The sequence below is a fragment of the Shewanella sp. UCD-KL21 genome, assembly GCF_001957135.1.
In the GTDB taxonomy this organism is placed as follows: domain Bacteria; phylum Pseudomonadota; class Gammaproteobacteria; order Enterobacterales; family Shewanellaceae; genus Shewanella.
Genome location: NZ_MPHK01000001.1, coordinates 71,791 through 98,701, shown reverse-complemented (window position 1 = coordinate 98,701; position 26,911 = coordinate 71,791). Strand labels below are relative to the sequence as shown.

The 26,911-nt window shown below is 41.5% G+C and carries 21 protein-coding genes; 12 read left to right on the top strand and 9 right to left on the bottom strand.

The window, feature by feature from the left end; translation table 11 throughout:
* Window positions 1-419: 419 nt before the first annotated feature.
* Window positions 420-3,662, top strand: a complete 3,243-nt coding sequence (gene rne, locus BM739_RS00415) for a ribonuclease E (protein WP_076536196.1) — start codon at window positions 420-422, stop codon at window positions 3,660-3,662.
* Between the two features lie 334 nt (window positions 3,663-3,996).
* On the top strand, window positions 3,997-5,556 hold the full coding sequence (locus BM739_RS00410; RefSeq protein ID WP_076536194.1) for a SulP family inorganic anion transporter: 1,560 nt from the start codon (window positions 3,997-3,999) through the stop codon (window positions 5,554-5,556).
* 78 nt (window positions 5,557-5,634) lie between these two features.
* Here the strand turns inward: BM739_RS00410 and BM739_RS00405 are convergent, their stop codons facing one another.
* Window positions 5,635-6,549: a bifunctional methionine sulfoxide reductase B/A protein gene (locus tag BM739_RS00405; protein WP_076536192.1), complete on the bottom strand. Its 915-nt coding sequence runs from the start codon at window positions 6,547-6,549 to the stop codon at window positions 5,635-5,637.
* A gap of 183 nt (window positions 6,550-6,732) precedes the next feature.
* Between BM739_RS00405 and BM739_RS00400 the strand changes: the two genes are divergently transcribed.
* Together BM739_RS00400 and ylqF are read left to right on the top strand one after the other, a co-directional pair.
* Entirely contained in the window at window positions 6,733-7,572 is an 840-nt protein-coding gene (locus BM739_RS00400) for an isopenicillin N synthase family oxygenase (RefSeq protein WP_076536190.1), read from the top strand.
* A gap of 130 nt (window positions 7,573-7,702) precedes the next feature.
* The gene (gene ylqF, locus BM739_RS00395; RefSeq protein WP_076536189.1) at window positions 7,703-8,647 is read left to right on the top strand and encodes a ribosome biogenesis GTPase YlqF; all 945 of its coding nucleotides are present in this window, start codon (window positions 7,703-7,705) and stop codon (window positions 8,645-8,647) included.
* A gap of 147 nt (window positions 8,648-8,794) precedes the next feature.
* Here ylqF and BM739_RS00390 read toward each other — a convergent pair whose 3' ends face one another.
* Together BM739_RS00390 and BM739_RS00385 are read right to left on the bottom strand one after the other, a co-directional pair.
* Entirely contained in the window at window positions 8,795-9,349 is a 555-nt protein-coding gene (locus BM739_RS00390; RefSeq protein ID WP_076536187.1) for a low molecular weight protein-tyrosine-phosphatase, read from the bottom strand.
* 43 nt (window positions 9,350-9,392) lie between these two features.
* Window positions 9,393-10,307, bottom strand: a complete 915-nt coding sequence (locus BM739_RS00385; protein WP_083698022.1) for a DNA ligase — start codon at window positions 10,305-10,307, stop codon at window positions 9,393-9,395.
* A 199-nt stretch (window positions 10,308-10,506) separates the two neighbouring features.
* On the opposite strand from BM739_RS00385, the gene BM739_RS00380 reads away from it, so the two are divergent.
* The 3 genes from BM739_RS00380 (at window position 10,507) to BM739_RS00370 (ending at window position 13,303) form a co-directional block, all read left to right on the top strand.
* Complete coding sequence (locus tag BM739_RS00380) at window positions 10,507-10,884, top strand: diacylglycerol kinase (protein WP_076536185.1); 378 nt, start codon at window positions 10,507-10,509, stop codon at window positions 10,882-10,884.
* A gap of 316 nt (window positions 10,885-11,200) precedes the next feature.
* Window positions 11,201-12,088 (top strand): hypothetical protein, encoded by an 888-nt coding sequence (locus BM739_RS00375; RefSeq protein WP_254843435.1) that lies wholly within the window; start codon window positions 11,201-11,203, stop codon window positions 12,086-12,088.
* 189 nt (window positions 12,089-12,277) lie between these two features.
* On the top strand, window positions 12,278-13,303 hold the full coding sequence (locus tag BM739_RS00370; protein WP_076536184.1) for a GGDEF domain-containing protein: 1,026 nt from the start codon (window positions 12,278-12,280) through the stop codon (window positions 13,301-13,303).
* Window positions 13,304-13,406: 103 nt separating this feature from the next.
* Here BM739_RS00370 and BM739_RS00365 read toward each other — a convergent pair whose 3' ends face one another.
* From BM739_RS00365 to pdsO, 3 genes are all read right to left on the bottom strand, one after another.
* A complete protein-coding gene (locus BM739_RS00365) occupies window positions 13,407-13,991 on the bottom strand; it encodes a class GN sortase (RefSeq protein ID WP_076536182.1) in 585 nt (194 codons plus the stop codon).
* Between the two features lie 26 nt (window positions 13,992-14,017).
* Complete coding sequence (locus BM739_RS00360; protein WP_076536180.1) at window positions 14,018-16,330, bottom strand: marine proteobacterial sortase target protein; 2,313 nt, start codon at window positions 16,328-16,330, stop codon at window positions 14,018-14,020.
* A gap of 82 nt (window positions 16,331-16,412) precedes the next feature.
* Window positions 16,413-17,222, bottom strand: coding sequence for a sortase-associated OmpA-like protein PdsO (gene pdsO, locus BM739_RS00355; RefSeq protein ID WP_076536178.1), 810 nt, complete (start codon window positions 17,220-17,222; stop codon window positions 16,413-16,415).
* 216 nt (window positions 17,223-17,438) lie between these two features.
* Between pdsO and pdsR the strand changes: the two genes are divergently transcribed.
* The 3 genes from pdsR to BM739_RS00340 all read left to right on the top strand — a co-directional run bounded on the left by pdsR (window position 17,439) and on the right by BM739_RS00340 (window position 21,573).
* A complete protein-coding gene (pdsR, locus tag BM739_RS00350; RefSeq protein ID WP_076536176.1) occupies window positions 17,439-18,131 on the top strand; it encodes a proteobacterial dedicated sortase system response regulator in 693 nt (230 codons plus the stop codon).
* Complete coding sequence (gene pdsS / locus BM739_RS00345; protein ID WP_076536174.1) at window positions 18,131-20,296, top strand: proteobacterial dedicated sortase system histidine kinase; 2,166 nt, start codon at window positions 18,131-18,133, stop codon at window positions 20,294-20,296. The genes pdsR and pdsS overlap by 1 nt, the downstream gene beginning before the upstream one ends.
* An 80-nt stretch (window positions 20,297-20,376) precedes the next feature.
* A complete protein-coding gene (locus BM739_RS00340) occupies window positions 20,377-21,573 on the top strand; it encodes a cystathionine beta-lyase (RefSeq protein ID WP_076536172.1) in 1,197 nt (398 codons plus the stop codon).
* Between the two features lie 169 nt (window positions 21,574-21,742).
* On the opposite strand, the gene BM739_RS00335 is transcribed toward BM739_RS00340, so the two are convergent.
* Window positions 21,743-22,321: a heme-binding beta-barrel domain-containing protein gene (locus tag BM739_RS00335; RefSeq protein WP_076536170.1), complete on the bottom strand. Its 579-nt coding sequence runs from the start codon at window positions 22,319-22,321 to the stop codon at window positions 21,743-21,745.
* Window positions 22,322-23,159: 838 nt separating this feature from the next.
* Between BM739_RS00335 and BM739_RS00330 the strand changes: the two genes are divergently transcribed.
* Window positions 23,160-23,876 carry a YrhK family protein gene (locus BM739_RS00330; protein WP_076536168.1) on the top strand — a complete coding sequence of 239 codons (717 nt, stop codon included), beginning with the start codon at window positions 23,160-23,162 and terminating at the stop codon, window positions 23,874-23,876.
* Window positions 23,877-24,260: 384 nt separating this feature from the next.
* Complete coding sequence (locus tag BM739_RS00325) at window positions 24,261-25,742, top strand: MFS transporter (protein WP_076536166.1); 1,482 nt, start codon at window positions 24,261-24,263, stop codon at window positions 25,740-25,742.
* Window positions 25,743-25,865: 123 nt separating this feature from the next.
* Here BM739_RS00325 and BM739_RS00320 read toward each other — a convergent pair whose 3' ends face one another.
* On the bottom strand, window positions 25,866-26,348 hold the full coding sequence (locus BM739_RS00320) for a zinc ribbon domain-containing protein (RefSeq protein WP_076536164.1): 483 nt from the start codon (window positions 26,346-26,348) through the stop codon (window positions 25,866-25,868).
* Between the two features lie 44 nt (window positions 26,349-26,392).
* Window positions 26,393-26,848 (bottom strand): CreA family protein, encoded by a 456-nt coding sequence (locus tag BM739_RS00315; protein WP_076536739.1) that lies wholly within the window; start codon window positions 26,846-26,848, stop codon window positions 26,393-26,395.
* Window positions 26,849-26,911 lie beyond the last annotated feature (63 nt).

The following is a 26,911-nucleotide window of genomic DNA, read 5'->3' as shown; positions in this document are numbered from 1 at the left end:
CATGAACAAGACTGGTAGCAAGTCATTGATTTGCAAATTGTAAACATCACAAAACGAAATAATTCGTTTTTACAATTAAACCGTCGATGTCATCTTTATTTTAAAAGTTTTCCTGAAAAATACCATCCCAAATTCGAACAAATTTTAGCTTGTTATCAAACAAACCAATTCGACTTGGGCATTATCGGAAGAAATATTAAATTTATGGGGTTGGTTGATAATAAACAACCAATTCCTTGTTTTTGTAATTATTAAAAAATAAGCCATAAATAGGATGCGACACGCAGCGATGCGTCTTACAGTAATGCGCACCTAACTTGCCTAAAAACCAGCCGCGAGGCTTTGTGCATAACCATTTTAGGCCCGTAATGCAGCGAATTTACTTTGTTTGATGACCTTATTAGAAGAATTAAGTCATCATGAAACGTATGTTAATTAATGCAACTCAGTCGGAAGAGTTGCGTGTTGCCCTAGTTGATGGGCAACAATTGTATGATCTGGACATCGAAAGCCCAGGCCATGAACAAAAAAAATCAAATATCTATAAAGGTACTATTACCCGCGTAGAACCGTCTTTAGAAGCTGCTTTTGTTGACTATGGTGCTGATCGCCATGGTTTCTTACCGCTGAAAGAAATTGCTCGCGAATACTTCCCTAAAGGTTACTCTTTCCAAGGCCGTCCAAATATCAAAGAAGTGGTATCTGAAGGTCAAGAAGTTATCGTTCAAATTGATAAAGAAGAACGTGGCAATAAAGGCGCTGCGCTAACAACCTTTATCAGTCTTGCTGGTTCTTACTTAGTACTTATGCCAAACAATCCTCGTGCTGGCGGTATTTCTCGTCGCATTGAAGGTGATGAGCGTACAGAACTAAAAGCTGCAATGTCAGAGTTATCAGTACCCAATGGTATGGGCTTAATCGTTCGTACTGCAGGTGTTGGTAAGGATGCTGCTGAATTAAAGTGGGACTTGAAAGTTTTACAACATCACTGGGATGCAATTCAAGAAGCGGCGCAAAGCAAACCTGCCCCTTTCTTAATTCACCAAGAGAGTAACGTTATTGTTCGCGCAATACGTGACTACTTACGCCGTGATGTCGGTGAAATTCTGATCGACCACCCTCGTATTTTTGAAGAAGCTAAACAGCACATTGGTTTAGTTCGTCCAGATTTTGTTGAGCGCGTTAAGCGTTACGAATCAGAAGTGCCGTTATTTACTCACTTCCAAATTGAATCTCAAATCGAGTCTGCTTTCCAACGTGAAGTACGTTTGCCTTCTGGTGGTTCAATTGTTATTGACCCAACTGAAGCGCTGACCTCTATCGATATTAACTCTGCCCGTGCAACAAAAGGCGGCGATATCGAAGAAACAGCATTAAACACTAACTTAGAAGCTGCTGATGAAATTGCCCGTCAATTACGTTTACGTGACTTAGGCGGTTTAGTGGTTATCGATTTCATCGATATGACCCCTGTTAGACACCAACGTGAAGTTGAAAATAGAATGCGTGATGCGGTGCATTTAGATCGCGCCCGTGTTCAACTTGGTCGCATCTCACGCTTCGGTCTAATGGAAATGTCTCGTCAACGTCTTCGCCCTTCTCTTGGTGAATCAGCAGGCCATTTATGTCCTCGCTGTCACGGTCAAGGTACGATCCGTAGCACAGAGTCATTAGCGCTTTCTATTCTTCGTTTAATGGAAGAAGAAGCAATTAAAGAAAACACCACTCAAATTGAAGCCGTTGTGCCTGTCGATGTAGCGGCCTTCTTGTTAAACGAAAAACGCAAAGCAATTCGAATTACAGAAGAGCGCCATAAAGTGGAAGTTTATGTCATCCCTGATGCACATATGACTACTCCAGATTACCGCGTATCTCGCCTTAGAAGCGATGATGAAATGGTTGAATCAAGCTACAAGCGTGTTGAAAAGCCTGCAGCTAAACTTTACGAGCCTCGCAAATTAGAGCGCGCTGAAGCTCAGCAACCTGCAATTAAAGGTTTCGGTACCCCTAAAGCGGCGCCAGCAGCTACACCTGCAGCCAAAACCGCTGCCGCAGTAGCCAAACCTGCTGCACCTACAGAGCCTGGGTTCTTCTCAAAAATTGTTGCTGCTATTAGTGGTTTATTCGCGTCACCAGAGCCAGTTAAAACTGAAACTAAATCTGCTGATAAGAACCGTAAAGAAGCACAAAACAACCGTCGTAATCGTCGTAACGACTCTCGTAATGACAGTCGCCGTAACGATTCTCGAAATGACAACCGCCGTAATACTCGCAACGACGCTGACAATAAAGGTCGTGATAATAAAGCGCGTAATAAAAAGTCGGACAGAGATGTTGCTAATAAAGAACAACTTGATAAACGTCCAACTAAAGCTGAGCCAAAAGCGAAGACAGAAAAACCTCGTCAAGATGCTGAGAAATCGCCTAAGCAAGAAGCAGCGAGAGAGCGTCGTCAACGTCGTAACATGCGTCGAAAAGTGCGAATTGAAAATGAGCAGAACGAAGCTAAATTAGCGGAAACCACCACTTCACAGGTTGAAGTTGCTGTTGAAGCTAAAGCTAAGCCAGAGACGAAACAGGAATCAAAACCTGCCCGTACTCGCCGCCCAAGAAAAGACGCTGAAGTTATCACTAAAAATGATTCAGCTAAATCTGAAGCTAAAGCTGCAGTTCCTGTCACTAAAGATGTGAGCACTGAAACTGACACTAAAGTAGAAGCAGAAACACAAGTTGAAGTACAAGCACCGGTTCAGGCGCCTGTTACTGAAGCCGCTGTTGCTAATACGACATCTACAGAAGAAGTTACAGCTACTCAAGATGCTGCTGAAACCGTAAATGAAGATGCTGATGACAAGCGTGAAGGACAGCGCCGTAGCCGTCGTAGCCCTCGCCACCTTCGTGCTGCGGGTCAACGTCGTCGTCGTGATGAAGATGATACCTCTTCAAGCCCTGCAGTCTTTACATCTGTTGATGAGCTAGAAAAACAACTTGATGCAGAGCAAGCTAACGAAGCTAAAGCTGCGCCAGCGGTTGAAGTTAAAGCTGAAACGCCAGCAGTTGAAGTGAAAACTGAAACACCAGCAGTTGAAGTGAAAACTGAAACACCAGCTGTAGAAGTTAAAGCTGAAGCGCCAGCGGTTGAAGTTAAAACTGAAACGCCAGCTGTAGTAGTGAAAACTGAAACGCCAACGGTTGAAGTTAAAACTGAAACGCCAGCTGTAGTAGTGAAAACTGAAACGCCAACGGTTGAAGTGAAAGCTGAAACACCAGCAGTTGAAGTTAAAACTGAAACGCCAGCGGTTGAAGTTAAAACTGAAACGCCAGCGGTTGAAGTTAAAGCTGAAGCGCCTAAAGTTGAAGTGAAAACGGTAGCATCCGCGCCTATGACTAAGCCTGTTGCAATACAACGCAAAGCGGCACCGACTGTTGCAGCTGCTGAAGTCGCTCCGACTGAAGTAAAAGCTGAGCCTGCAGTTAAGAAAGCGCCTGTGGCTAGTCGTTTCGGCTCTATGGTTATGTCTGATACCACTAAGCCAGTTACAGAGGCGCGTACTCAACAAGCTGTGCCAAAAGGTCGTGAGTATCAAGCTTCACAAACTGATGCCAATACTGTTAAATCAAAAGTGGCTAATAGTGCTTCAGCAGGTATGTCTAAGGCATAACGGTTAGCGTTCACCTTTGATGGTAATAAAAACCACGCTTTTTAGCGTGGTTTTTTATCGTTCGCATTTACTAAAAAGTAAAGTCTAGCTTTCAAACCGCCCCAAAAGGGAAAGACCTAATATTTAGGCTGATGTTAAAGCCTCAGCTGTAATGTGATTTTCAGTTATTAGGTATAAGTCTATCTTAATTATTCCCCTTAGAAATGATCAGTTAACCCATCACGATACGAATTAGCACAAATTAAGTTTAATTTCAGGTTTAGAAGATTTGTCATTTTTGTTAACATGCTCACACTTTTTCTTATCAAACTCATCAATAGATTTCAGAGGTTAAATGTTCGATCTACTACGTCATAAAACCAGTAGCGGCAAAGCAGATATTTTATCTGGTTTAACCGTTGCTCTCGCGCTTATTCCTGAAGCCGTTGCTTTTGCTTTTGTCGCACAAGTAGAGCCAATGGTGGGCCTATACGCAGCCTTTATTATGGGGCTAATTACTGCTGTTATTGGTGGGCGTCCAGGAATGATTTCTGGCGCGACCGGCGCGATGGCTGTTGTTATGGTATCACTGGTGGTTGAACATGGTGTTCAATACCTATTTGCCGCAGTAGTTCTGGCGGGGATAATACAAATTTCTGCCGGTATTTTTAAACTGGGTAAATTTATCCGTATTGTTCCTTATCCAGTAATGATTGGGTTTGTGAATGGCTTAGCCATTGTGATTTTCCTTGCGCAATTAGGCCAATTTAAAGTTAAAGATGCTGCTGGCAACATGGTATGGCTTGCACAAGAGCCACTCATGATCATGTTAGCGTTAGTGGCACTAACTATGGCGATCATTCACTTCTTACCCAAAATAACCACTGCTATCCCTTCTTCATTGGTGGCTATTTTAACGGTAACAGCATTAGTTGTAGGCTTGGATTTAGACACCCGTAATGTACTAGATTTCTTAAAAACCATGAGCGGTGATGAACAGGCAACTATTGCTGGCAGCCTGCCAAGCTTTGCTATCCCAAGTGTCCCGTTTACCCTCGAAACCCTTTATATCATTCTGCCTTATGCCTGTATTCTTGCTGCTGTAGGCTTGATTGAATCATTACTGACTCTAACCGTTATTGATGAAATGACTAATAGCCGTGGTAAAGGTAACAAAGAATGTGTCGGTCAAGGTGTTGGCAACATTACCAGCGGATTTTTTGGCGCTATGGGTGGTTGTGCGATGATTGGTCAATCGATGATTAACATCAACTCAGGCGGTCGTGGCCGATTATCTGGCATCACTGCAGCACTCGCTTTATTGGCATTTATTTTATTTGGTGCAGCCTTTATTGAAATAATTCCGTTAGCTGCATTAGTTGGGGTGATGTTCATTGTCGTGTTAGGTACCTTTGAATGGGCAAGCTTCAAAGTAATGGGCAAAGTGCCTAAGCATGATGCGTTTGTCATTGTGTTGGTAACAACTGTTACTGTGTTTACTGATTTAGCTTTTGCGGTATTTGTCGGCGTTATTGTGTCTGCACTTGTGTTTGCTTGGGAACATGCAAAACACATCAATGTTGAAACCAATATTGATGCCAACGGTTGGAAAGTTTACAAATTAAACGGACCGTTATTTTTTGGCTCGGTATCTAATTTCTTAGAGCTGTTTGACGCTGAGAATGATCCTGAAGACATTATCGTAGACTTCCAAAATTCACGGGTTGCTGATCATTCTGCCCTCGATGCAATTGACACCTTAGCAGAGCGTTATCTTGCTGCCGGTAAGAAGTTACACTTGCGCCATTTGAGTGGTGATTGTAAAGATTTACTCCATAAAGCTAGGGCGTTAGTCGAGGTCAATGTGATTGAAGATCCTCATTACAAAGTCGCTGATGACGCATTAGATTCTTAATCGTTAAAAGTAATTATTAAAAAAGGCGAACTCAGTTCGCCTTTTTTGTTGCTAATGTAAACTAACCTTGGCTAGTGATTATTTATCAGTGTCTTTTAACAACTGCTCAAATCGTTTCATCGCCATTTCAAATTTTGGTTTAATAATTAACTCACAATATGGCTGCTCAGCGTTATTAGCATAATAATTTTCGTGAACACTTTCTGCTGGATAAAATGCTTCGAACATGGCTACTTCGGTCACTATAGGTTTAGGCCAAATGGCTTGCTTAATTAATTTACTAATAGCGATGGTCGCTTGATCAACCTGCTCTGTTGAATGGGTAAAAATAACCGAACGGTATTGCGGACCTTTATCATTACCCTGCTGATTTAAGGTGGTGGGATTGTGAATCGCAAAGAAAACCGCCAGTAAGCTTTGGTAACTAATGATACCAGGATCAAATTCCACCAATATCACTTCAGCATGTCCAGTATCACCGGAACACACCGCCATATAATTTGCATCGCTACCACTGCCACCACTGTAACCCGGCGTTACCTCAATCACTCCCTTTAGTTCATTGAATACCGCTTCAATGCACCAAAAACAGCCCGCGCCAAAAGTCGCAAACTGATTACTGTTCATTTTTTGTAATTCATCCGCGGTTTGAAATATCATCGAAACAGAATTGACACAGTGACGGATGTTTTTAGCGGTTAACATTTCGCCTTCAAATACATGGCCAAGGTGGCCATCGCATTTTCGGCAGGTAATTTCGACTCTATGACCATCTTCATCAGGAGTTCGGTCAATTGCTCCCGGTATTTCATCATCAAAAGCAGGCCAACCACAATGAGCATTAAATTTATGCTCACTTTTATACAAAGGCGCTAAGCACTTTTTGCATAAATAAACCCCTGGGGCATCATGATTGACGTATTCACCACTAAAAGGTTGCTCAGTCCCTTTTTGTTCAATGACATACTTTTCAAATTCCGTTAACTGCTTCATGAGTTCCATCTCTACTTCTGTTCTGATTAGGTTTACTGTACTGCAAGTATTACAACTATGGCAGTATGCACAATAAAGATCACTATTTCGACTGACCAAGACATATTTCGCATCAAAAAATTGCGACAAAGTGTGACCAAGGTTAAAATCGCGCTGGGTCAAATAACAATAATAGAAGAAAATATGAAATTAGAAACAATTGATTACCGCGCAAAAGATTGTCCACAACAGTTTGTCGCTTCATTAAGAGAAACCGGTTTTGGCGTACTTTCTAACCACCCTGTCAGTCAAGAACTGGTCGAGAAAATCTATCAAGAATGGTATGCCTTTTTTCAATCAGAGCAAAAACATGATTTTTTATTTAAACCAGAAACCCAAGATGGATTTTTCCCTGCTTCCATTTCAGAAACCGCCAAAGGTCATAGCGTAAAAGATATCAAAGAATATTTTCACGTATACCCTTGGGGCCGTATCCCAGAATCATTAAAACAAAACATTTTAGCTTATTATGAACATGCCAATGCATTAGCGGCTGAATTACTCGGCTGGATTGAACAGTACGCACCTAAAGACATTGCAGAAAAATTCTCAATCCCTTTACCGCAAATGATTGAAAATAGTCAGAAGACATTGTTACGGGTGCTGCACTACCCACCAATGCTTGGCGATGAAGAATTAGGCGCTATCAGAGCCGCAGCCCATGAAGATATTAACCTGATCACTGTACTACCGGCTGCTAATGAACCAGGACTACAAGTTAAAACCAAAGAAGGTCACTGGGTTGATGTACCCAGTGACTTTGGTAATATCATCATCAATATCGGTGATATGCTGCAAGAGGCTTCGGCAGGTTACTACCCTTCTACGTCACATAGGGTGATTAACCCTGAAGGCAGTGATAAAACTAAATCCAGAATTTCATTACCACTATTCTTACACCCAAATCCTGAAGTAGTATTATCAGAGCGCCACACCGCTGACAGCTACTTAATGGAAAGGCTGCGAGAGCTTGGGGTTATTTAACCCTACTGCTTAGTTAGTGACGTCGTTAATGATAATAAAGCGCCAATAGGCGCTTTTTTTTATCATTTTTACTCATAACAAGGTAGAATATGCACCCTTTGTTAGTAGTAGATTTAGAAAAGGCAAAAACATGGCAATTCAATGGTATCCAGGTCACATGCATAAAGCTCGTAAAGAGATTGAAGAGGCAATGCCTCAAGTCGATCTTGTTATTGAGGTGCTTGATGCCCGTATTCCTTATAGTAGTGAAAACCCAATGGTTTCTAAGCTAAGGGGCGATAAGCCATGTATCAAACTACTGAACAAGTCTGACTTAGCAGATCCAAAAGTCACAGCGCGTTGGATTGAATACCTTGAGCAGGAACAAGGCGTCAAAGCTACTGCTATCACCACGCTACAGCCTGGTCAGGTCAAAAACATTCCTGATATCTGCCGCAAACTGGTACCTGCCAGAGACAAAATCGAAAAAGATATTCGTACCATGATCATGGGGATCCCTAACGTTGGTAAATCTACCATCATTAATACCCTTGCTGGTAGAACCATTGCTAAAACCGGTAATGAACCAGCTGTAACTAAACGTCAGCAACGGATTAATTTACGCAACGGGATTGTATTATCAGATACGCCGGGTATTTTATGGCCTAAAGTTGATAACGAAGCCAGTAGCTACCGCCTTGCTGTTACTGGTGCAATTAAAGACACTGCCATGGAATATGAAGACGTTGCCATGTTTGCCGCTGAATATTTCTTAAAAGCGTACCCACAAGAAATTTGTGAGCGTTACAAGCTTAAATCATTGCCAGAAACCGACATTGAATTACTTGAAGAAATTGGCCGTAAGCGCGGCGCACTAAGACCAGGTGGCCGTATCGATTTACATAAAGCATCTGAATTACTGTTACATGAATTCCGCTCTGGCAAAACAGGTTTACTCACCCTTGAAACCCCTGAAATGGCCGAAATCGAGAAAGAAGAAGTCGCTAGAGTGTTGGCAGAAAAAGAAGCCATCAAACAGCAGAAGTTAGAGCAAGAAAATCTAAAACGCTCAGGTAAACGCCACCAAGGCGAATAAGGCTTAAGAAAAACATCCAGCTTATCGGCAATGTGATTGATAAACTACACTTTAAAATAAAGGCTTAGCAGCAATGCTAAGCCTTTATTATTTTTTACCAATTAAAGCGCGAGTATGTATTGATAATATGTACTAGCTAAGATGATATTAACGATTTTTCGCGATCTGCGTTGCTAAATTATCTAGGCTAGACTCCAGTAAGTCCAAAACCGTTTCAAAGCCATTAGCGCCGCCATAGTAAGGATCAGGAACGTCCATAACATTATTCACTTGTTCAAGTGAAAGTTTATCCATACTCAATTCATCAACACCAGCGACATCAGCGACATCAGCGACATCAGCGACATCATCACTCATAAAACTAAGCAGTAATTTAAGCTTATGTTGATGTTCCTGTGGGCATATTGCCTGCAAATCCTTTAAGTTAAAATTATCTGCAGCCAGTATTAAATCAAATCGTTCAAAATCAGCCTGAACAACTTGCCTTGCATACATGCCTGAAAAGTCTAAGCCTCTGGCATTGCCCGCTTTAATCGCGCGCGGATCGGGCGCATTACCTTGGTGGTAAGCTAAGGTACCAGCGGAGTCAATATCGATAACTAAGCCATACTCTAAAGCTTTTGCACGAAACACCGCCTCAGCGCTAGGTGAGCGGCAGATGTTACCGAGACAGACGAACAGTACCGAGTTAATTTTATTCATATTTGTTCCTTTTTCTGCGCCTTGAAAATTGCTTTTATGACTATCACATTTTAGGTCTTTCTCTTAAAAAATGCGCGAATCGTGGCACACCATTTTTGGTTAGACCTAAATACTGATAAGTTATCGTTGCGCCTATTTTTGGCGGCTTACGCCTTTGTTCATCGCTAAAGCCACTACCTATTTTAAACTCACGCCCATCGGGCATGCTAACAACTATGGCCCCTAGCATACCGGTATATTTCCCCTTGCCTTCAATATGTTCAATAACGATGGCTTCGGCATCATATTTGGGTTTTAATTTCATAATATCTTGGCTGCGACCGACTTTATAAAAAGCTTGCTGCCGATGAAGCATGAGTCCTTCACCTTGGGCACTCACGACTGAATCCAGTTTTTGATACAGCATGGTGTCAGAGGTTATTGTTTCTTGGGGTATCACTTGCAGATACTGGGACTGCTTGGCCAACTGTTGCAGTGCGATGTATCTGTCACGAAACATGCCCCCATGCTCAGGTAAGTCAAACAGCATAAACTTCACTTGCCGCCACATTTCACTATCTGGGATATTTTTTCGTGCAAGTCCTGACATGGCTTCAAAACTTGCTCTTCCTAGCCACAATTCACCTTCTAAAATTTGTTCAGGAAAGTCAGCGACAAACCATTGGGGTAACACCATTTCACGTCCAGAGCGCGACAACATTTTTTTACCCGTCCAATAACCACGTACACCATCTAACTTTTCACTGACATAATATTGCTTAATATCAATTCCTTTTGTGATTTTGGTGGCAAGTTGGATTGATGGCTTATCTGCAGCAAACAATATGGGAGCCGCAAAGAGACTCAAGACCGTGATGATGATTGATATATTACGTCTTATAAAATAAGCCAATAAAGAGACTATCAATGACTGAGCTGTCACTGGCGTAGCTAAAGTTTTTGATATAAAAATAGACATAGTTGCATCCTTGCTGGCACTTCAAACAACATCCTGTTGCCGTTAAAATTAAATAAGAAATTAAACAAAAAGTTAAACAAATAGATTAGCAATTTTAGTGCATGATCAATAAACTGCCATAAGTTAGCCAATATTTGGCAACTTTTATCATCAATTGGACCACCATCCAGCCAAACATTTAGGAACTAAGTCAGCCAATATGAAACCTGAAAATAACCATGGATTAAAACGTGTTTTACGTGCGACAGGCTTTTCATTTAAAGGGCTTAAAAGTGCGTGGGTTAACGAAGCAGCGTTCAGACAAGAACTGATTTTAGCCGCCATTTTACTGCCTGTGGCTATAATGGTCGATGTTAGTCTTATTGAAAAGTTACTGTTAATCATGACTTTGTTTATTGTTCTGATCACCGAATTAGTTAACTCTGCAATTGAAGCTGTAGTGGATCGCATTAGTGATGAAATTCATCCCTTAAGTGGCCAAGCAAAAGATACTGCCTCTGCAGCAGTATTTATGAGTCTAGCCCTATGTGGGATCACTTGGGCAGGTATTTTAATTAATGCCTATGTACTGAATTAGTCTCTTTAGTTTTTAATTGTGTCAATCTGCCACAGCAGTTCTGTGCCCCTCTAGGATGTAGTTATTATCAGCTATGGTTATAAATTCGCATTAAACAAGCCGGTTTAATGCGACTTTCGTTTATTTTTCGCCCAATACGCTTGTTAACCTGTAATAGATCAAATAAACCGCCGCCTTTAACAACAAAAACTTCACATTTGGTTACATAATGCTAATATGTTTCGGTACTAAAATATTGCCCGAATAAAACTAAAAAAATAATAATGCACGACCCTCATTTATTAGCCAAATGAGCCCCATAGAGTGCGGAGAAATAATGTTAAAGCGAGTCCCTATAGGTCTATTGACAGCCCTATGTATATCTAACAGTGTGTCTGCTGATGAGTATAAATTTACTCTAGGGGCTTTTTATGCCAATTCAGACTCCACTATGTTAGTTAAAAGTGCCAGAGATACAGGTAATTACTATTTACTTGATTTTGAGGACGACTTACTTTTAACAGAAGACCAATTTCTGCCTTTTTTCGAATTCCGCTATCACTTCAAAGACCGTCATAATATATACCTTGATTGGAAATCCCTGCATCGAGATGCTGACACCCCACAGCTGGGATTTGACATAGAGATCCCTGAATTTGGTGATAATGATCAGAATTACCTTATTGACGGCAGTGCCACTATTTCCACCACATTAAATATCGATATTCTCCGTTTAGGTTATGGTTATGATATTTGGCAAGGTGAACAATATTTTGTCGGCGCATCGATTGGTATTCACACCATGTTTGTTGAAACCATTTTCGAAGGTAATATTAGTTTATGTGAAGGTCACAGTGATCCTGATAGTTTGTGCGATACCACGACCTTCACTCCAAAAGTTGTTGATAATGCAATCACCGCGCCTCTGCCTAATATCGGCTTATATGGCAACTATGAATTTTATCCAGGCTGGACATTTGGCGCCCACGCACAATATTTTGCGATCAAATATGATAATTTTAAAGGTTCGTTAGTCGACATCAGGGCTGGCGTGCAGGCAAAAATTAGCGATAACTGGCAATTAGCACTGGCTTATAACTATTATGATGTCGATGTTGATATTGAACAATCTAGAAGTATTTTAGATGAAGAATATCGTACCCTCGATTACAACATAAACTATGGTTTCACTGGCCCTATGTTTGCTGTGTCCTACAGCTTTTAAATAACTGCATATTAATCACAGTAAAATGTCATACCTTCAAGCAATAAACGGGCAATCTTTGCTTTAAGGTTTGCCTGTTTATCAAAAAAACCTACTAACAAAATATCTATCACATTAATTAATTGTTATATTTCATTGATAAACCTAATTGGTTCATTCGCTTTATTACCTATTTTGTTGAGGGGTTGAATGTCTAACAATTTATTGAAAACTGCCGCGCTACATCTTAAAAAAGCGGTGCCATTGATGCTAAAGCACAACATTCCAACCACGCCGACCAATTATGCGCTTTGGTATGCCTACGTTAGTGAATCAAATCCCAAGCTAAACCTGGCACTTGATGAAAACATCAAGCTAAATCAACAATACTCACCTGTTTCTAGCGAATTATTGTATCGACAACATATCGCAGATCCTGTTGAGTTAGATGTCAGATCTATGCGTCAAAACCTTGATGCTATGGTGTGCGAGTTATCACAATCAATAAAAGATACTCATCATGACACCAGCACTTTTCAATCTCAAATACAAAAAAATGTCCGTAAATTAACTGAGTTTGAAAACCAAGATTTTTCACTGGAGCAATTGGTCACTGTGGTGCGCAGTATTGTTAAAGAATCTGCGCACATTCAATCAAGTAGCGATAGTTTCACTGAGCAACTTAATAAAGCGCAGTCAGAAATTGATACTTTAAAACAAAAGCTCGCTAAAACAGAAAAAGATGTTCTGTATGATGCACTCACCGAAACCTTAAATCGTCGTGCCTTTAATGATGATATTAATGCAGTTATTGCACAATCGTCCCAAGGCTGCTGTTTAATTATGGCTGACATTGATAACTTTAAAGAATTTAATGATACCTATGGCCACCAGCTCGGGGACTTAGTTCTTAAAGTTGTGGCCAAACGGCTACAGGAATCTTGTCGCGAAGGGGTAAAGTTATACCGTTTTGGCGGTGAAGAATTTGCCATTATCGTACCTAATAGCCAATTAAGGATCGCCAGACAATTAGCCGAAGCCATGAGACGCTCCATTGAAAAACTTAGTGTCAAAGACAGGCGCAGTGACACCCGAATAGATAATATTAATGCGTCATTTGGGGTTGTGCAGTGGCAAGAAAAACAAACAACGAGTCAGCTTATTGAAGCAGCTGATCAGTTATTATACCAAGCAAAACGCTTGGGCCGTAACCGCGTTATGCCAATGGCGCACTAAGTTTTAGCGACTTAAGTTTTAGTGACTTAAGTTTTAGCGAATTAACACTAAATAACGGTGGTAAGTCATCACAGCTTAAACTAAGCACTTTACTGATTAACCACTAACTGTGGTTAATCTCTTTTGCTGTTACCACATATCGATATGCACTATTTGATGAGAGATCTTCAAAGGGATAACAGGTGATTAAGGTTAGCTGATTATCCATCGTACTATTTAACACCTCAGTCTGGGTCTCATGCACAATATCAATCGCAGTAATTAAGTAACTTTGTAATTGCCCTGCTGCGGTTTCTAATTCTACGATATCGCCTTTTTTCACCTGCTGTAGATGCGAAAAATGGCTGTCTCTATGGCCTGCAATCACGGTATTCCCCGCCTCACCTATCCCCGCACTATTAAGCATTAAACTCGGGCCAAACGCCAGATTACGACCTGAAGCACCCGCCAGTACAAACATTGGCTGGCCAAGTGGATATAAGTCTGTTTCTTTATCTGCATAAAGCATTAACTTGCCAACTGGATGCGTATCAGCCCAGCTCCATGGCTTATGGGGTGTTTGGTCTTGCAGGGTTTTATTCCATGCTTGTTCAATTAAATATTGAGCAAAATTCGCTTTAACTTGCATATAGGCTCCATGTGACAAAAAACTGATTCCTATGACGGCTAAACTACAAGGGATGAGCATTTTTAAACTTATCAACGCAGCGCTCCTTATTTATGCTTAGGCATGAGTAACCGCTGTCCCGGAAGACATTGCTTAAGCCAAAGCCCATGTAATAGTGCAATCAATAACAAGCTCAACCCAATCAAGATATTCAAGCGGCTCGATGTTGCTGTTTGTGGCAAGACACCTGCTTTTTGTAATCCCTTTGGTAGATGTGGCTTTACTTGGTGATCAGGGTTAAATTCAGGAGCAAAGTTAACCGGGGTTTTATCGACCGCCACTAGACTTGTTTGCGAGGTAACCAGATGATACTTCATCCCTAATGCTTCCACTTGCTGCTTTATCCGTTCACTGTTCGCCCGAGTTTGGGTGGCTTCAATGGCATTGATATGCGCATTCGCCCAGATAAGATCTAACCCTGCGGCCTCATGATCTGAATTATCTAAATGACTATTCTGTAGCGGGTTGCGTACTTGCAGTTGCCAATATTCGCCATTAGTCACGCCTGATATAACAAAATCTTGCCGATTGTATGCCGGAGATTTAACGCTTACTAAGATTGGTTCATCATTATATAAATCTGGTATTCTTGCCGGCCAGTGATCAGGAACGGTGCCATCTTGATAAGTGACTTTGACATCAGTTGCCACTGGTTGCTCAATCTTTTGCAGTAACCTATCTATTTTTTGTTTTACCTCCGCCGTTTTACCAATGTAGGTGTAAGTGCCACGGCCAAACATGGCAGCGCGCTCCATAAAATGCCCATTGGGGGCTGAGCCAATCCCAACAGTGAATAATCGACTTTGACCTAAATCGGCTTCGATTTGCTTAAATAAACCTTGCTCGTTACTCACCGCGCCATCAGTAATAAATATCACCTGACGTAACGCGGTTTCGCTACCGATTTGATTGCTTTGGTCTTGAATAAGCAAAGATGCAGAAAGCGCCATACTCATTTCAGTGCCGCCATTGGCTTGTAATCCTTGGACAAATTGATTGGCTTTAGCAATATTACCGCTGTTAGCCTGTAATGACTTGCTTGATAGTTTGGTTAGCTGATGATTAAACTCAATGATATTAAACTTATCTTTCGTTCTTAACCCAGCAAGTGCAGACAGTAAAGCCTGTTTGGCTTGCACTATAGAGTCCCCTTCCATAGACCCAGAAGTATCAATGACCAGAATTAACTCGCGAGCAGCGACGCCACTAAGCCCTTTAACTGGTGGCGGCGTTAACATTACTAAGCCGTAATGATCTTGATTGTTGATACTGTTTTTAGCTGAGGTAAGCGCTGTCGATTGATGAGTGAGCCCTTGTTGCATAAATACTGATGGCAGCGGTAACCTCAGCTCAGCATGATTTGCATTATCAGATGTTGCTGCATCAACTGGCTTCCAATTCAATACAAAATCTTGATTGGCAACCACGGCGCGTTCAAGTTCTACCGTCCATTGCTGCTTGCCTGCCACTGGCGCTGCTTTAATTTTGTGATACGGACTGGTTACCGCACCAAGTTCAAAACCTGTATTTAATTCGACATTAATATTAACCATGATATTGCCAGTAGAATCCGAAGTGGCACCATCAGTTACAGCCCCTTCTGCAAAGTTATTCGAATTAAAGCCAGTTAGCACCTCAGGTAGCATTTCAGCAATAGACTCAAACATGCCAAAACGGTTGTGGCGCTGTTGCTGACTAGGACTTTCACTTGAGTTCTGACTGCTAGCACTATTACCTACTAAAGCTTGCTCTGATAAGGCTGTTGGCGAATAACGCGGCGTAATGGTCATTGGAAATCGCAAACTAAATAGACCCTCTTTATAATTAAGTTTTTCTTGATAACTAATCTCGACAGTCACGGACTCGTTAGGGGCTAAATTCGCCACTTCTGTGGTAAAAATATTCACCCTTTGCTGACTCACTAAACTGGCACGCTTACCTGCAGCTTTGGCTTTTTCAAAGGTGGCTTTGGCTTGTAATTTAGGTTGTACTTCGCCTTCAATAATACGCTCGCCAATGACTAACCGCATTTGGTCCACCGCTCCATTATGGGATAACGGAAAATGGTACTTACCGTTTATCCAGCTTTGGGTGTTATTGGTAAAGGTTTGCTTAACCTTAACGCGATTAACCCAGCCAGATACTTTCATTGACACATCAGTGGATAAAGGCAAGCTATAGTGGATTTCACCATCTTGTATATATTCAAGCACGCCCTGGGTTATCTCATCAGAGCGCCCATCTGCTTCACTTGATGGCATTGCATATACTGGAAATAGCACATTCAAAATCACTAAACCCAGTAAAATTAAGCTCGAGCAAAGGTAATGCACCCTATGACGATTAACACTAATATTCATTGTTTTATCTCCATGAAATTAGCGTAAACCTCAAGACATTCATTCTCACAAGCCCAAGGTTTACGCTGAATTTATCGTCATATTAATTTGCTGCTAAGGCTTCACCAATTGGCATGATTTTCAAGGTTACACGGCGATCAAAAAAGTCATTTTCAAAATTTTGTTGCTCATGTAAAGGCGCTGTAGCGCCATAAGCTTTGGCATGTAAGCGTTCATCAGCTATGCCTTGATTAGCCAAATACTTGGTCACTGCTATTAAACGCTGCTCTGATAGCGCTTGGTTAAATTTACTGTCACCGCGGCGGTCAGCGTAACCGGTTAAATCCAACATTAAATCAGGTGACAATGCCATCACATAAGCAACATCATCGAGCTGCTGTTCAAAATGTGGCTCGATAGTGGCTGAGCCGGTTTTGAATTGCACATTAAGCCCGATGGCCAGCTCTTGCATTTTTTGCTCTTCAGCTTGGCGCAAATCAGCTAATTGCGTCTGCACTTGTATATATTCATCATTGACCTCCGCCAAAGACTGCTGCTTTTCATGCAGCGCCGTGAGTTCATATGTTTGTAGCTCGATTGCCTGTTGTTGCTTAGCAAGTAACTCATTTTGCGTTTCAATTTCAGTTTCATCACCCACAGTCTTACCGATAAGGACCCCAACAAAGCTGCCAACGATGGCGCCAACTGGCCCGCCTACCACAGCGCCTAATATGGCCCCAGATGACAAGCCGACTAACTCTTCGGTGTGCTCTCTTTCTGCTGTTTGGTCTAAAACGTCACTTGAATTAGTGGTTGAATTAATCGCAGGCTCCATTTCATCGGCGTGTAAGTGAGCGATGCTAGCAAACGATAAGCTGCTGATAACTGCGAGGGTGATTAATTGCTTTTTCATGGTGTTGTCCTTTATGTCAGATTAATAATTAAATTTGAATGAAGTGTTTGCTCATTCGATGAAACTATTAAACAGCATTGAAATGGCAATTTAGGGGCGTAAAAGTGGCAATGCAGCGATGAAATGTGGCAACAATATGGCAATTGCTAGGGAGCGCTTTTTTGGCCATAAAAATAATGTATAGTCAGCCATATAAGACAAAACAAAGATGGTGATATGAAAAGAATTGCGATTGTAGAAGATGAAGTAGCCATTAGAGAAAACTATAAAGAGTTACTGCAACAGCAAGGCTATAGCGTACAGGGTTATGCTAACCGCCCTGCAGCCATGTTGGCTTTTAATGCCCGTTTACCTGATCTAGCCATTATTGATATTGGCCTTGAGGCTGAAATAGATGGCGGCTTTACCTTATGTCAGTCACTGCGATCTATGTCTAGCAGTTTGCCTATCATCTTTTTAACCGCCCGAGACAGCGACTTTGATACCGTTTGTGGCCTGAGATTAGGCGCCGATGATTACCTATCAAAAGATGTCAGCTTTCCGCACTTAATTGCTCGCATTGCCGCTTTATTTAGACGCTCAGAGCTGATTGGCGCAGCAAGCGTTGAAGATAACCTGATTGAACATGGCAAGCTCACCATTGATGGCAACCGTATTCAAGTGTATTGGCAGCAGCAGCCCATTGAATTAACCGTGACTGAGTTTTGGATGGTACACGCAATGGCAAAACATCCAGGTCATGTGCGCAGTCGCCAAGACTTAATGCAAGAAGCTAAAATATTTGTCGATGACAGTACCATTACCTCCCACGTTAAACGTATTCGTAAAAAGTTTTTAACTGCCGATAAAGACTTTAATTGCATCGATACCGTGTATGGCATGGGTTATCGCTGGGACAGTGTCAGTTAATGTTTAATATTCCCATCGGCCTGCGCGCTAAAGTCGTTATCTTATCGCTATTTTTGCTGTGCTTACCTTGGCTTGGCTATGAATACGTGTGGGAAATGGAAAAATACCTGCGCCACGGCCAAGAAAAAACCTTGGTGGGTACTACTCAAGCCTTAGCCACCGCATTACATGAACGCCCGAAACTGTTTAATCACCAAGCCAGTTTTTTAAGTCAGGTTGAAAAAGGCCGCGACTTATATGCCTATCCACTTTCAGGGCCGATTCAACTCGATGGTAAACTGGCTGATTGGCAGCAATATCAGCATAGAGTGATCAATTATGGCAGTGATCACGTGATTTTTAATCGTAATGAAAACCAAGTCGTTGATATTCACTTTAGTCACATGGTGGGTAAATACGCCGGCTATTTGTATGGATTTTTTGAGGTTGCCGATAAGCATCTGGTCTATCGTAGTAAAAATAGCTTACGGGTAGATAAAAACGATCATTTAGTGATTGCCACTCAAACACCTGATGGCCAATTTAAGCGTTATATTGTCGCCAACACGCAAGACGGTTGGTTAAGTGCCTTTGAGCTGCCACAAGATCCAACTCAATCAATGCCCGTCACCCCAGAAATTCGCATTCAAGGACAATGGCTTGCCACCGATAGTGGTTATAACATTGAATTTAGAATGCCGCTAAATATGCTAGGCAGTAAACTCGGATTCGCCATTTACAATGTTGATGACAGCCAAACCCGTACAGTGAATACCATTATCGGTACCTCAGCTATCGATTCAGTGGCGCATTTAGGCACAGTGTTAGTGCCATCACCTGAAATTGAAAACATCATCAAAGGTATGAGTCATAACAGCTCGCGTATTTGGGTGGTTGATAATCATGGCCGGGTATTAGCTAAATCGGGTGACATTCGCGCCAGCAATAATCTTTGGTCATCAAGCTTAGATGACACCCGTGTGCCAAGCATTTGGGGGCAATTTAAAACTGATTACCTATTGCCGCTATATTATAAAATTCTCACTAAACCGCCGCAGGATTTTGTCGATTCATTGCAAGACTCAACCGAGTTAAGTGGCAGTCATATTCAACAAGCCCTTAATGGAAAACAAGGCTCAACCTGGCGCTTAACACCTGACAGTAAAGCGGTGGTATTAGCCGCGGCCAGTCCTATCTGGATTGATGACAAGGTCATGGGCGCTGTCATTGCAGAAGAAACCACCCATGGTATTCGTACCTTACGTAACCGCGCGCTAGAAAAACTGTTTAATGTGATTTTAACCATCATGAGTATGGGCACCTTGGCGCTGTTTATCTTTGCATCCAGCATTTCAAGCCGCATTCGTAAACTCAGAGATCAATCAGAACAAGCTATTGATAGCCAAGGCCGAGTGAGACAGCAAATCGTCCCCTCTAAAACCCGTGATGAAATTGGCGATTTATCTCGCAGCTTTGCCAATATTGTTGGCCGTTTAGGTCAATACACCCACTACTTAGAGAACATGTCATCAAGGCTGTCACACGAACTACGTACCCCTGTGGCCGTAGTGCGTTCATCCCTTGAGCATTTAAGCTTGCAACAACTTGAGCCCGCCAGTGAAAAATACGTCGCTCGCGCTCAAGAAGGTGTCAGCCGTTTGCATTTAATCTTAAATAACTTAAGTGAAGCAACTCGCTTAGAAGCCAGTTTATCCCATGCAGAGCAAAGCCAGTTTTCATTAACACAAGTTATTAGCGGCTGCATGCAAGGTTATCAATATACCTACCCTGATACTCAATTTACCCTAGACATTGATGATGGCCCAATGACCATGTTCGGCGTACCTGAATACATAGCGCAGCTGATGGATAAACTGATTAATAACGCCATTGAGTTCAGTGCTGATGATCCTATAAGGCTGACACTTAAACGCAGCGCTAAAACTGCGATTATCGAACTGGCTAACCAAGGACCATTATTGCCTGCAGACATGACAGCGCAGATCTTTGAATCTATGGTGTCAATCCGTCCACAAGGCGTGCAAGCCAAACCGCATCTAGGGCTAGGTTTGTACATTGCAAGATTAGTGACTGAGTTTCACCAAGGCAGCATTAAGGCTAAGAATCTAGCCGATGGCAGTGGGGTTAAGTTCGTGCTGATATTCCCCTTAGTAGACTCAAAATAACCTTTATTTTAGCCGTATAGATGTTAGGATGGCTAAAACAATAATTCATAACATCCGTTGTACCAGTTGGGAATGAATCTATGAGCAATCAGCAAGACAAATTAGCCACGCAAATCGTTAGTGTCGGCAGAGACAAAAAATACACCAAAGGGATTATTAACCCACCGGTATTTCGCGCCTCAACCGTCGTGTTTGACACCATGGACGACATGCGTTTTGCCATTAAAAATAAAACCAATGGCGAAATGTTTTATGGTCGCCGCGGCACCCCAACACACTTTTCATTCCAACAAGCTATCAGTGAACTTGAAGGTGGCGCTGGCACCGCTTTGTATCCGTCAGGCGCGGGAGCAATCAGCAGCGCGTTATTGTCATTTTTAAAAAGTGGTGACCATTTATTAATGGTTGATAATGCTTACGAACCTACCCGCGATTTATGTAATAAGCTGTTAGCTGGCTTTGGCATTGAAACCACCTATTACGACCCGTTAATTGGCGAAGGGATTAAAGCGCTGATTAAACCCAATACCAAGGTGTTATTCCTTGAATCTCCAGGCTCGATCACCATGGAAATTCAAGATGTTCCCACTCTAAGTCGTATCGCGCACGAACATGGTATGGTCGTCATGCTCGATAACACGTGGGCATCGCCAATTAATTGCCGTCCATTTGAGATGGGCGTTGATATTTCAATTCAAGCTGCCACTAAATACATTGTTGGTCACTCTGATGTGATGATGGGCACAGCAACCGCTAATGAAGCCTGCTGGGAACAACTGCGTGAAAACAGTTACATCATGGGTCAAACCACTTCACCAGATGATGTTTATCTTGCCGCTAGGGGCTTACGCACCTTAGGTGTCAGATTAGCCCAACATGACAAAAATGCCTTAAAGGTCGCTAATTGGTTAGCCACCAGAACTGAAGTGGACCACCTGCGCCACCCAGCATATGATACTTGCCCGGGGCATGAGTTTTACAAGCGAGATTTCAGCGGTGGGAATGGCTTATTTTCATTCGTACTTAAACAAGGCAACTTAGCCTCTGTGACCGCTTTTGTTGAAAACATGCGTCATTTCAAAATGGGCTTTTCTTGGGGCGGTTATGAGAGTTTAATTCTTGGGGTATTTGGCATTGATAGAATTAGAACCGCCACCTCTTGGGACACCAGTAAGCCGCTGATTCGCCTACATGTTGGCCTTGAGGATCCCGATGATCTTATTGCTGACTTAACTGCAGCATTTGAGCGGTATAACGAGGTTGAATCTAAGCGCTAAACACTAATTTAGATCATGTAAAAAATATAAATAATTGATAAAAAAGGCCGAACATTGCAGTATGTTCGGCCTTTTTTATGTTTTTTAATGTTTTTTAATGTTTTTTAATGGCTAAAAAATAGATTACTGGCCCCTCAGCAACTGAATGTTGATCGCTTCAGTGACATATTTAATCAAAATCATAAGTAACTCGATGAAGAGTACTTTCATCAATATGCTCGAAGTCTTTACCGTAAATATGCAACTGCATCACTTCACGGTATTTAAGCTCATTATGCTTGACACTTAATTGCATTTTAAATGATTCAGTCTTGGCCTTTTCAATCATAAATGGTGATTGCAAAATGCCAAACGTTTCACTTCCAGCCTGAGCTTCAACATTAAATATACTCTCACCGTTTATGTGCTGAAATTTACCTCCAGCTAGAACACAAACAGCTCTTGGTATAGTAAGCGAATGCATAATAGTTTCAGTACTTGGCTCATAGATCCAATGGCCGATTTGATCATGGAAAATCAATCCATTTTCAGTACGCCTGATAACATGGTGATATTTTACCGACACTAAATCTTGCTCTTCAGCATTTTGGGATGATCCTGCAACAGAAAATGTTAGTTCATCTGTAAACTTACTTTCATCTATATTGGCTTGATTATCAGGAGCCTTATCAAGGCCTTTACTACCTGACCACTTACCTATTAGTTGTGCTAACGGTCCGTAATCTATACCGTCTATTATTGAATTCATCTCATTATCCAGTTTACGTTGTTAATATAGGTGAACTTCAAAGCAGGAACGCATTGCTAAGAAGTTAAGTTAGAGTTGACTAAAGTTTTTTTACGAGCATCGCTAGCGGTTTTGTGATCGTTTAAGTCACTTGCTGAACAAAGCTGCTTTGCGTGAGAAAAGATTAAAGCCATTTAGTCTCAATGCAAAATACTTATTAGGCCCAACCTAATTAGGCATGCATGCAAGAGCATGACTATAGCCGCTCACAAGCATCAACGCTTTGACTTTATTTATATGCAACATCTAACTTGCTTTTTTGCCACTAAAAACGATCACGGTCTAAAAAAGCAATAACAGTTTGAACAAACCAAAGACAACAAATCATAACTGCACTACAAGTCATAATGAAACAAGCATGGCGATAAAAATAGTGTCGAAAAGTATCAGATTCGAAGTTTTAGATTGGAACAAACCTATGCTTGAATTTACTTAAGAGTCGGTTGCCTGTGTTATGAAATTTCAAACTATGGCTGAAATTAGCTGGTCTTGGTCATGTCACTTCATCACAGGTAAGGTTTATCATGCAGGAGAAGCCATTTATGGCTGGGATTTAAGTTGCTTATAATTTAGACGACTTAGGATCCTAGTTTACTTCAAAGATCAGTTAATCATTTTTCTTGATGCGTTTAAAGATTATGAGAAAATTAAATAAACTTAAGACAGAGTCATGCTATAATCCATCACTTTTTTAAAGATTGTAATGACTCAATTAAATGTGTTTTAAATTACACGATTACAGTCAGTATCCAGTTAAACTAATTAAAGCAATGCCTTAACTATAGAACCGAGATAAAACATGCCGCATATTTTTTCAAATCGTCGACGTATTCTTAATTTGACTGCAAATAAGAAAGAACTTAGAGCACAGTTTCGCTGGGAAACCATTAATGCGATCGCTTATAAAGTCGGTGGTATTCTTTTTGTTATTGGCAGTTTCTTCTTTTTCCCTAGCCAAGCTGAGTATGCCCATATAGGCGGTTGGTTATTTCTTGCTGCGTCGCTGATTTACTTAGCGGTTAATGTTCACGATATGGCTGAAATCAGGCGACATTGGAAAAGCCAGTCATCCCACGGGATTGATTTGAAGCTAGAATATTTTGCAGGTATCAGTTATCTGTTGGGTACCCTATGTTTTGTTTTTGGCCGAATATCTTATTTCCCTGCGGTTGATGATCTGATCCTCGGCACTTGGTTGTTTATCATTGGCAGTACATTGTTTGTACTTGGCGCTGCAGCCAATGTGTTATTGATTATCAAGGCTGAATCGGTGCAATTACTGCAATTGATGAACCTAACCGCAATCACCTTTATTATTGGGTCAGTTCTCTATGGTATGGCCTCCATCCCTTATTTATGGGCTTTTGAATCGCCAAATGATCATCTACTTATTCTCAACTTTCTTGCTTGGCAATATATGTTGGGCAGTATCCTGTTTCTATTAGGCGGCATATTTAATTACTGTCGCGCCTATTTACTGGTGCAAAATGCGGTCAAAAATCATCCAGACGTGTAAAGCCTATTAATTTAAGCAAACAAATATCTAAGCTTGCTTTAATATAGTTTTGACGCATTCCAGTGCGGCTTTATGACAACAAGCAGACTTATCGTCAGCAAAATATAGTTTATGTCACTGTTTTAAAATAAGTCCCTTGAGTATATGCAGGACTCAGCTGCATATACTCAATATTAACTAAGCTGCTTTTTATCACTTCTATTAAAATATTTAACCTTTTTGAAGGGGCTCGTCCTACAAAAGCGATTTAAATGATCGACAAACAATTGCTAATTTTCGCCAAATCTCGCGCTGCAACCAAGATATGAACGTCTGACATCTCCCTGTATCACTGTGTACATAGGCGATGACGATTAGTCTCATACATATAACGAGTCTTTAAAAATGTGGAACAAACTCAATAAGTCGATGATGCTTTGCCAAATGCTATTTGGCTTATCTTTTTATGGCGTGCTCGTCAGCCTAACGCGCTTTTTTCTAGAGGTACTTAATTACGGTGAATCTGAGACCATGATGGTTGTCGGCGCATTCGCCGCTATCGGGCCTCTTTTTGCTATCGCTGGCGGTTTTATCGCCGATAAATTACTCGGTGCTTATCGCTCCCTCACCATTAGTTATGCCGCATTTGTTGCAGGTTATATTCTACTGGTCGTGGGCGCATCCTCATTACATGTCCCCACCGCAATGGCAGGTATTGCTCTGGCAAGTTATGGCCGCGGATTGATGTCCCCATCTTATCCAAGCCTTTACAGAAGAACATTTAACTCTCAAAAAGAGTTTGAACAGGGTTTTCCTATTAATTATTCGGTCAATAATATTGGCGCCTTTGCTGGTCAATATCTGTTCCCGATGTTAATTCTGTATATTGGCTTTACTGGCGGCTTCATGCTTTCTGCCATACTGGCAGCAGTTGCCCTATTGGTTCTTGTGGTGCTCAAAAAGCCGTTTTCAACTCTTGGAAAACCTATCGATCAAAAATCACTATCAATTAAAGCCTGGTTTGGCTTTGCTGCTATTTCTTTCGCCATGGTGGGCTTGGTCTTTTTCATGTTCTCTAACATGGAGATTGGACAAAATATCGTTTATGCCATTGGCTTAATGGCAATCGGTTACTTCATTGCTTTGATGTTTCAGGTCGGTCACGCAGAGAAGCTTAGAATGGGCACCATTTTGATTGCGACCTTTTTAACGACCTGTTTTTTCGTGTATTACGGACAAATGATGACATCAATGAACATTGTTGCCATTAATACCCTGAGCGGTAATTTGTTTGGTTTTATTCCACTGCAACCTGAAGCGGCAATGGCGATGAACCCACTCTGGTGTATGGTGGGCGGTCCTGTGGTCGCCATGGCGTTTGCAGCCTTAGAGAAAAAAGGCATTAACCTGTCGACTGCAACCAAGGTGTCGGTGGCGTTTGTAATGACAGCTATCGCATTTGGAATATTAACCTATTTCATCTCAAACATCGGCCCAGATGTCACCATTAGACCTGAAGTCTTTTTTGCAGTGCACTTATTTCAAGCCCTTGCTGAAGTGATTGTCGGCTCTATGGTAGTGGCATTTATTTTGTCGGTTGCCCCCGCACATATTGAAAACTTTTCTGTTAGCCTATTTTCAGTGGCCATCGCATTAAGTGGTATTGTGGGCGCGGTACTATCAACTCATATCGCCCTTGAAAAAGGACAAGTCCTAACCCAAGACATCGCCCAAAACATGTATGGTGACTACTTTCAAATGTTAACTATTATGGCGGTAGTGATGGTCGCGGTGGCTTTAGTGTGCTCGAAAGTGATTGCGCTAATGCTACGTAAAGCAGAGCAACACGATGCAGTAAATCACCAAGAAGTTGAGACGTCTGTTTAAAGACCGACTTTGTTGCTGCAACTTAACACATTGACTATGGCTGGAGAGGCCTGTCAGTTTTCGCTTTAAAGCCGTCAGATTATTATCTAATTATTTCAAATAATAATCTGACGGGTAGACAAGTTAATTAGCGTTAACAATAGATTGCAGCACTTTGCGTAACTGCTGACTATTTTGTTTAGATAAACCTACAATAACACTGGGCTTTTGGCCGCGGGTTTCAATTTCGATGCGATCCCAAATCATGCCGCTGCGATAATTAAATCCAGCAACTTTATTCCACGGCACTTCATCGGTGTTATTCCATAAGCGAAATAACCCCGGTGAGTTAATGCAAATTTTATCCACATCGGTGGTAATTTCTTGGGGTAATAATCTAAATCGAAACAAAACCGAGGCTAATAACTCTGCTTTAAAGGTCATTGCCAGCTCAGTTTCATCAATGGACAACTGACTAAAGCGATAATGACAATGACGGCAAACCACGGCATCTTTAGGCAAGCTGCTGTAACAATCGGGACAAATATGACCCGATAAATATTCTAAGCAATGGCCACACTTTAGTGCGTCAGCATGAAGCTGTTGTTTACAATAAGGACAATCCATTTCCCCTCCTCATGCTGTAAAATTTATCTGAATTAGTTTAAAAACTAGTACGCTGCTTGTGGCTGTTGATAAGCTTTAGTGCCCCATAATGGCACGGTCGATAAGCTGTGTTTATAACTACCCGATGTTTCCTTGGTCGAATAAGACACATACATCAGAGTTTGATTTTCTGCATCTAAAATACGTCTGATTTTCATGGTTTTAAAGAAAATACTTTTAGACTTTTTAAATACAATCTCACCTGAGGGCGACTTATCAATAGCCTCGATCATTTGCGAGGTGATTTCACCGGTTTGACGACATGAAATAGATGAATCGGATGGATCTGAAAAGCTTAAATCCGCTTCAATACTGGCAACATGACAAGTTACCCCTGGTACTAACGGGTCAACCATCTTGTTCAGTTTAATGTCTTTGGTGGTAAACATCCCTAAACTCACTTTGCCCACATCGTCACTGCAACTCATGGTTAATAAGCTAGTCCCTAGCACTAATGCCATCGCAGTTATTTTATTGACCGGCGTGTTTTGAATCATTGCTCGAACCATATTCATGTTTATCCT

Bases quoted from the DNA above. Each gene is read 5' to 3' on its own strand.
- rne (WP_076536196.1), top strand. From the start codon at position 420: ATGAAACGTATGTTAATTAATGCAACTCAGTCGGAAGAGTTGCGTGTT.
- BM739_RS00365 (WP_076536182.1), bottom strand. From the start codon at position 13,991: ATGCTCATCCCTTGTAGTTTAGCCGTCATAGGAATCAGTTTTTTGTCA.
- BM739_RS00335 (WP_076536170.1), bottom strand. From the start codon at position 22,321: ATGAATTCAATAATAGACGGTATAGATTACGGACCGTTAGCACAACTA.
- BM739_RS00330 (WP_076536168.1), top strand. From the start codon at position 23,160: ATGCCGCATATTTTTTCAAATCGTCGACGTATTCTTAATTTGACTGCA.
- BM739_RS00390 (WP_076536187.1), bottom strand. From the start codon at position 9,349: ATGAATAAAATTAACTCGGTACTGTTCGTCTGTCTCGGTAACATCTGC.
- BM739_RS00375 (WP_254843435.1), top strand. From the start codon at position 11,201: ATGTTAAAGCGAGTCCCTATAGGTCTATTGACAGCCCTATGTATATCT.
- pdsO (WP_076536178.1), bottom strand. From the start codon at position 17,222: ATGAAAAAGCAATTAATCACCCTCGCAGTTATCAGCAGCTTATCGTTT.
- BM739_RS00320 (WP_076536164.1), bottom strand. From the start codon at position 26,348: ATGGATTGTCCTTATTGTAAACAACAGCTTCATGCTGACGCACTAAAG.
- BM739_RS00410 (WP_076536194.1), top strand. From the start codon at position 3,997: ATGTTCGATCTACTACGTCATAAAACCAGTAGCGGCAAAGCAGATATT.
- BM739_RS00370 (WP_076536184.1), top strand. From the start codon at position 12,278: ATGTCTAACAATTTATTGAAAACTGCCGCGCTACATCTTAAAAAAGCG.
- BM739_RS00385 (WP_083698022.1), bottom strand. From the start codon at position 10,307: ATGTCTATTTTTATATCAAAAACTTTAGCTACGCCAGTGACAGCTCAG.
- BM739_RS00405 (WP_076536192.1), bottom strand. From the start codon at position 6,549: ATGAAGCAGTTAACGGAATTTGAAAAGTATGTCATTGAACAAAAAGGG.
- BM739_RS00340 (WP_076536172.1), top strand. From the start codon at position 20,377: ATGAGCAATCAGCAAGACAAATTAGCCACGCAAATCGTTAGTGTCGGC.
- BM739_RS00325 (WP_076536166.1), top strand. From the start codon at position 24,261: ATGTGGAACAAACTCAATAAGTCGATGATGCTTTGCCAAATGCTATTT.
- pdsS (WP_076536174.1), top strand. From the start codon at position 18,131: ATGTTTAATATTCCCATCGGCCTGCGCGCTAAAGTCGTTATCTTATCG.
- ylqF (WP_076536189.1), top strand. From the start codon at position 7,703: ATGGCAATTCAATGGTATCCAGGTCACATGCATAAAGCTCGTAAAGAG.
- BM739_RS00360 (WP_076536180.1), bottom strand. From the start codon at position 16,330: ATGAATATTAGTGTTAATCGTCATAGGGTGCATTACCTTTGCTCGAGC.
- BM739_RS00380 (WP_076536185.1), top strand. From the start codon at position 10,507: ATGAAACCTGAAAATAACCATGGATTAAAACGTGTTTTACGTGCGACA.
- BM739_RS00400 (WP_076536190.1), top strand. From the start codon at position 6,733: ATGAAATTAGAAACAATTGATTACCGCGCAAAAGATTGTCCACAACAG.
- BM739_RS00315 (WP_076536739.1), bottom strand. From the start codon at position 26,848: ATGGCATTAGTGCTAGGGACTAGCTTATTAACCATGAGTTGCAGTGAC.
- pdsR (WP_076536176.1), top strand. From the start codon at position 17,439: ATGAAAAGAATTGCGATTGTAGAAGATGAAGTAGCCATTAGAGAAAAC.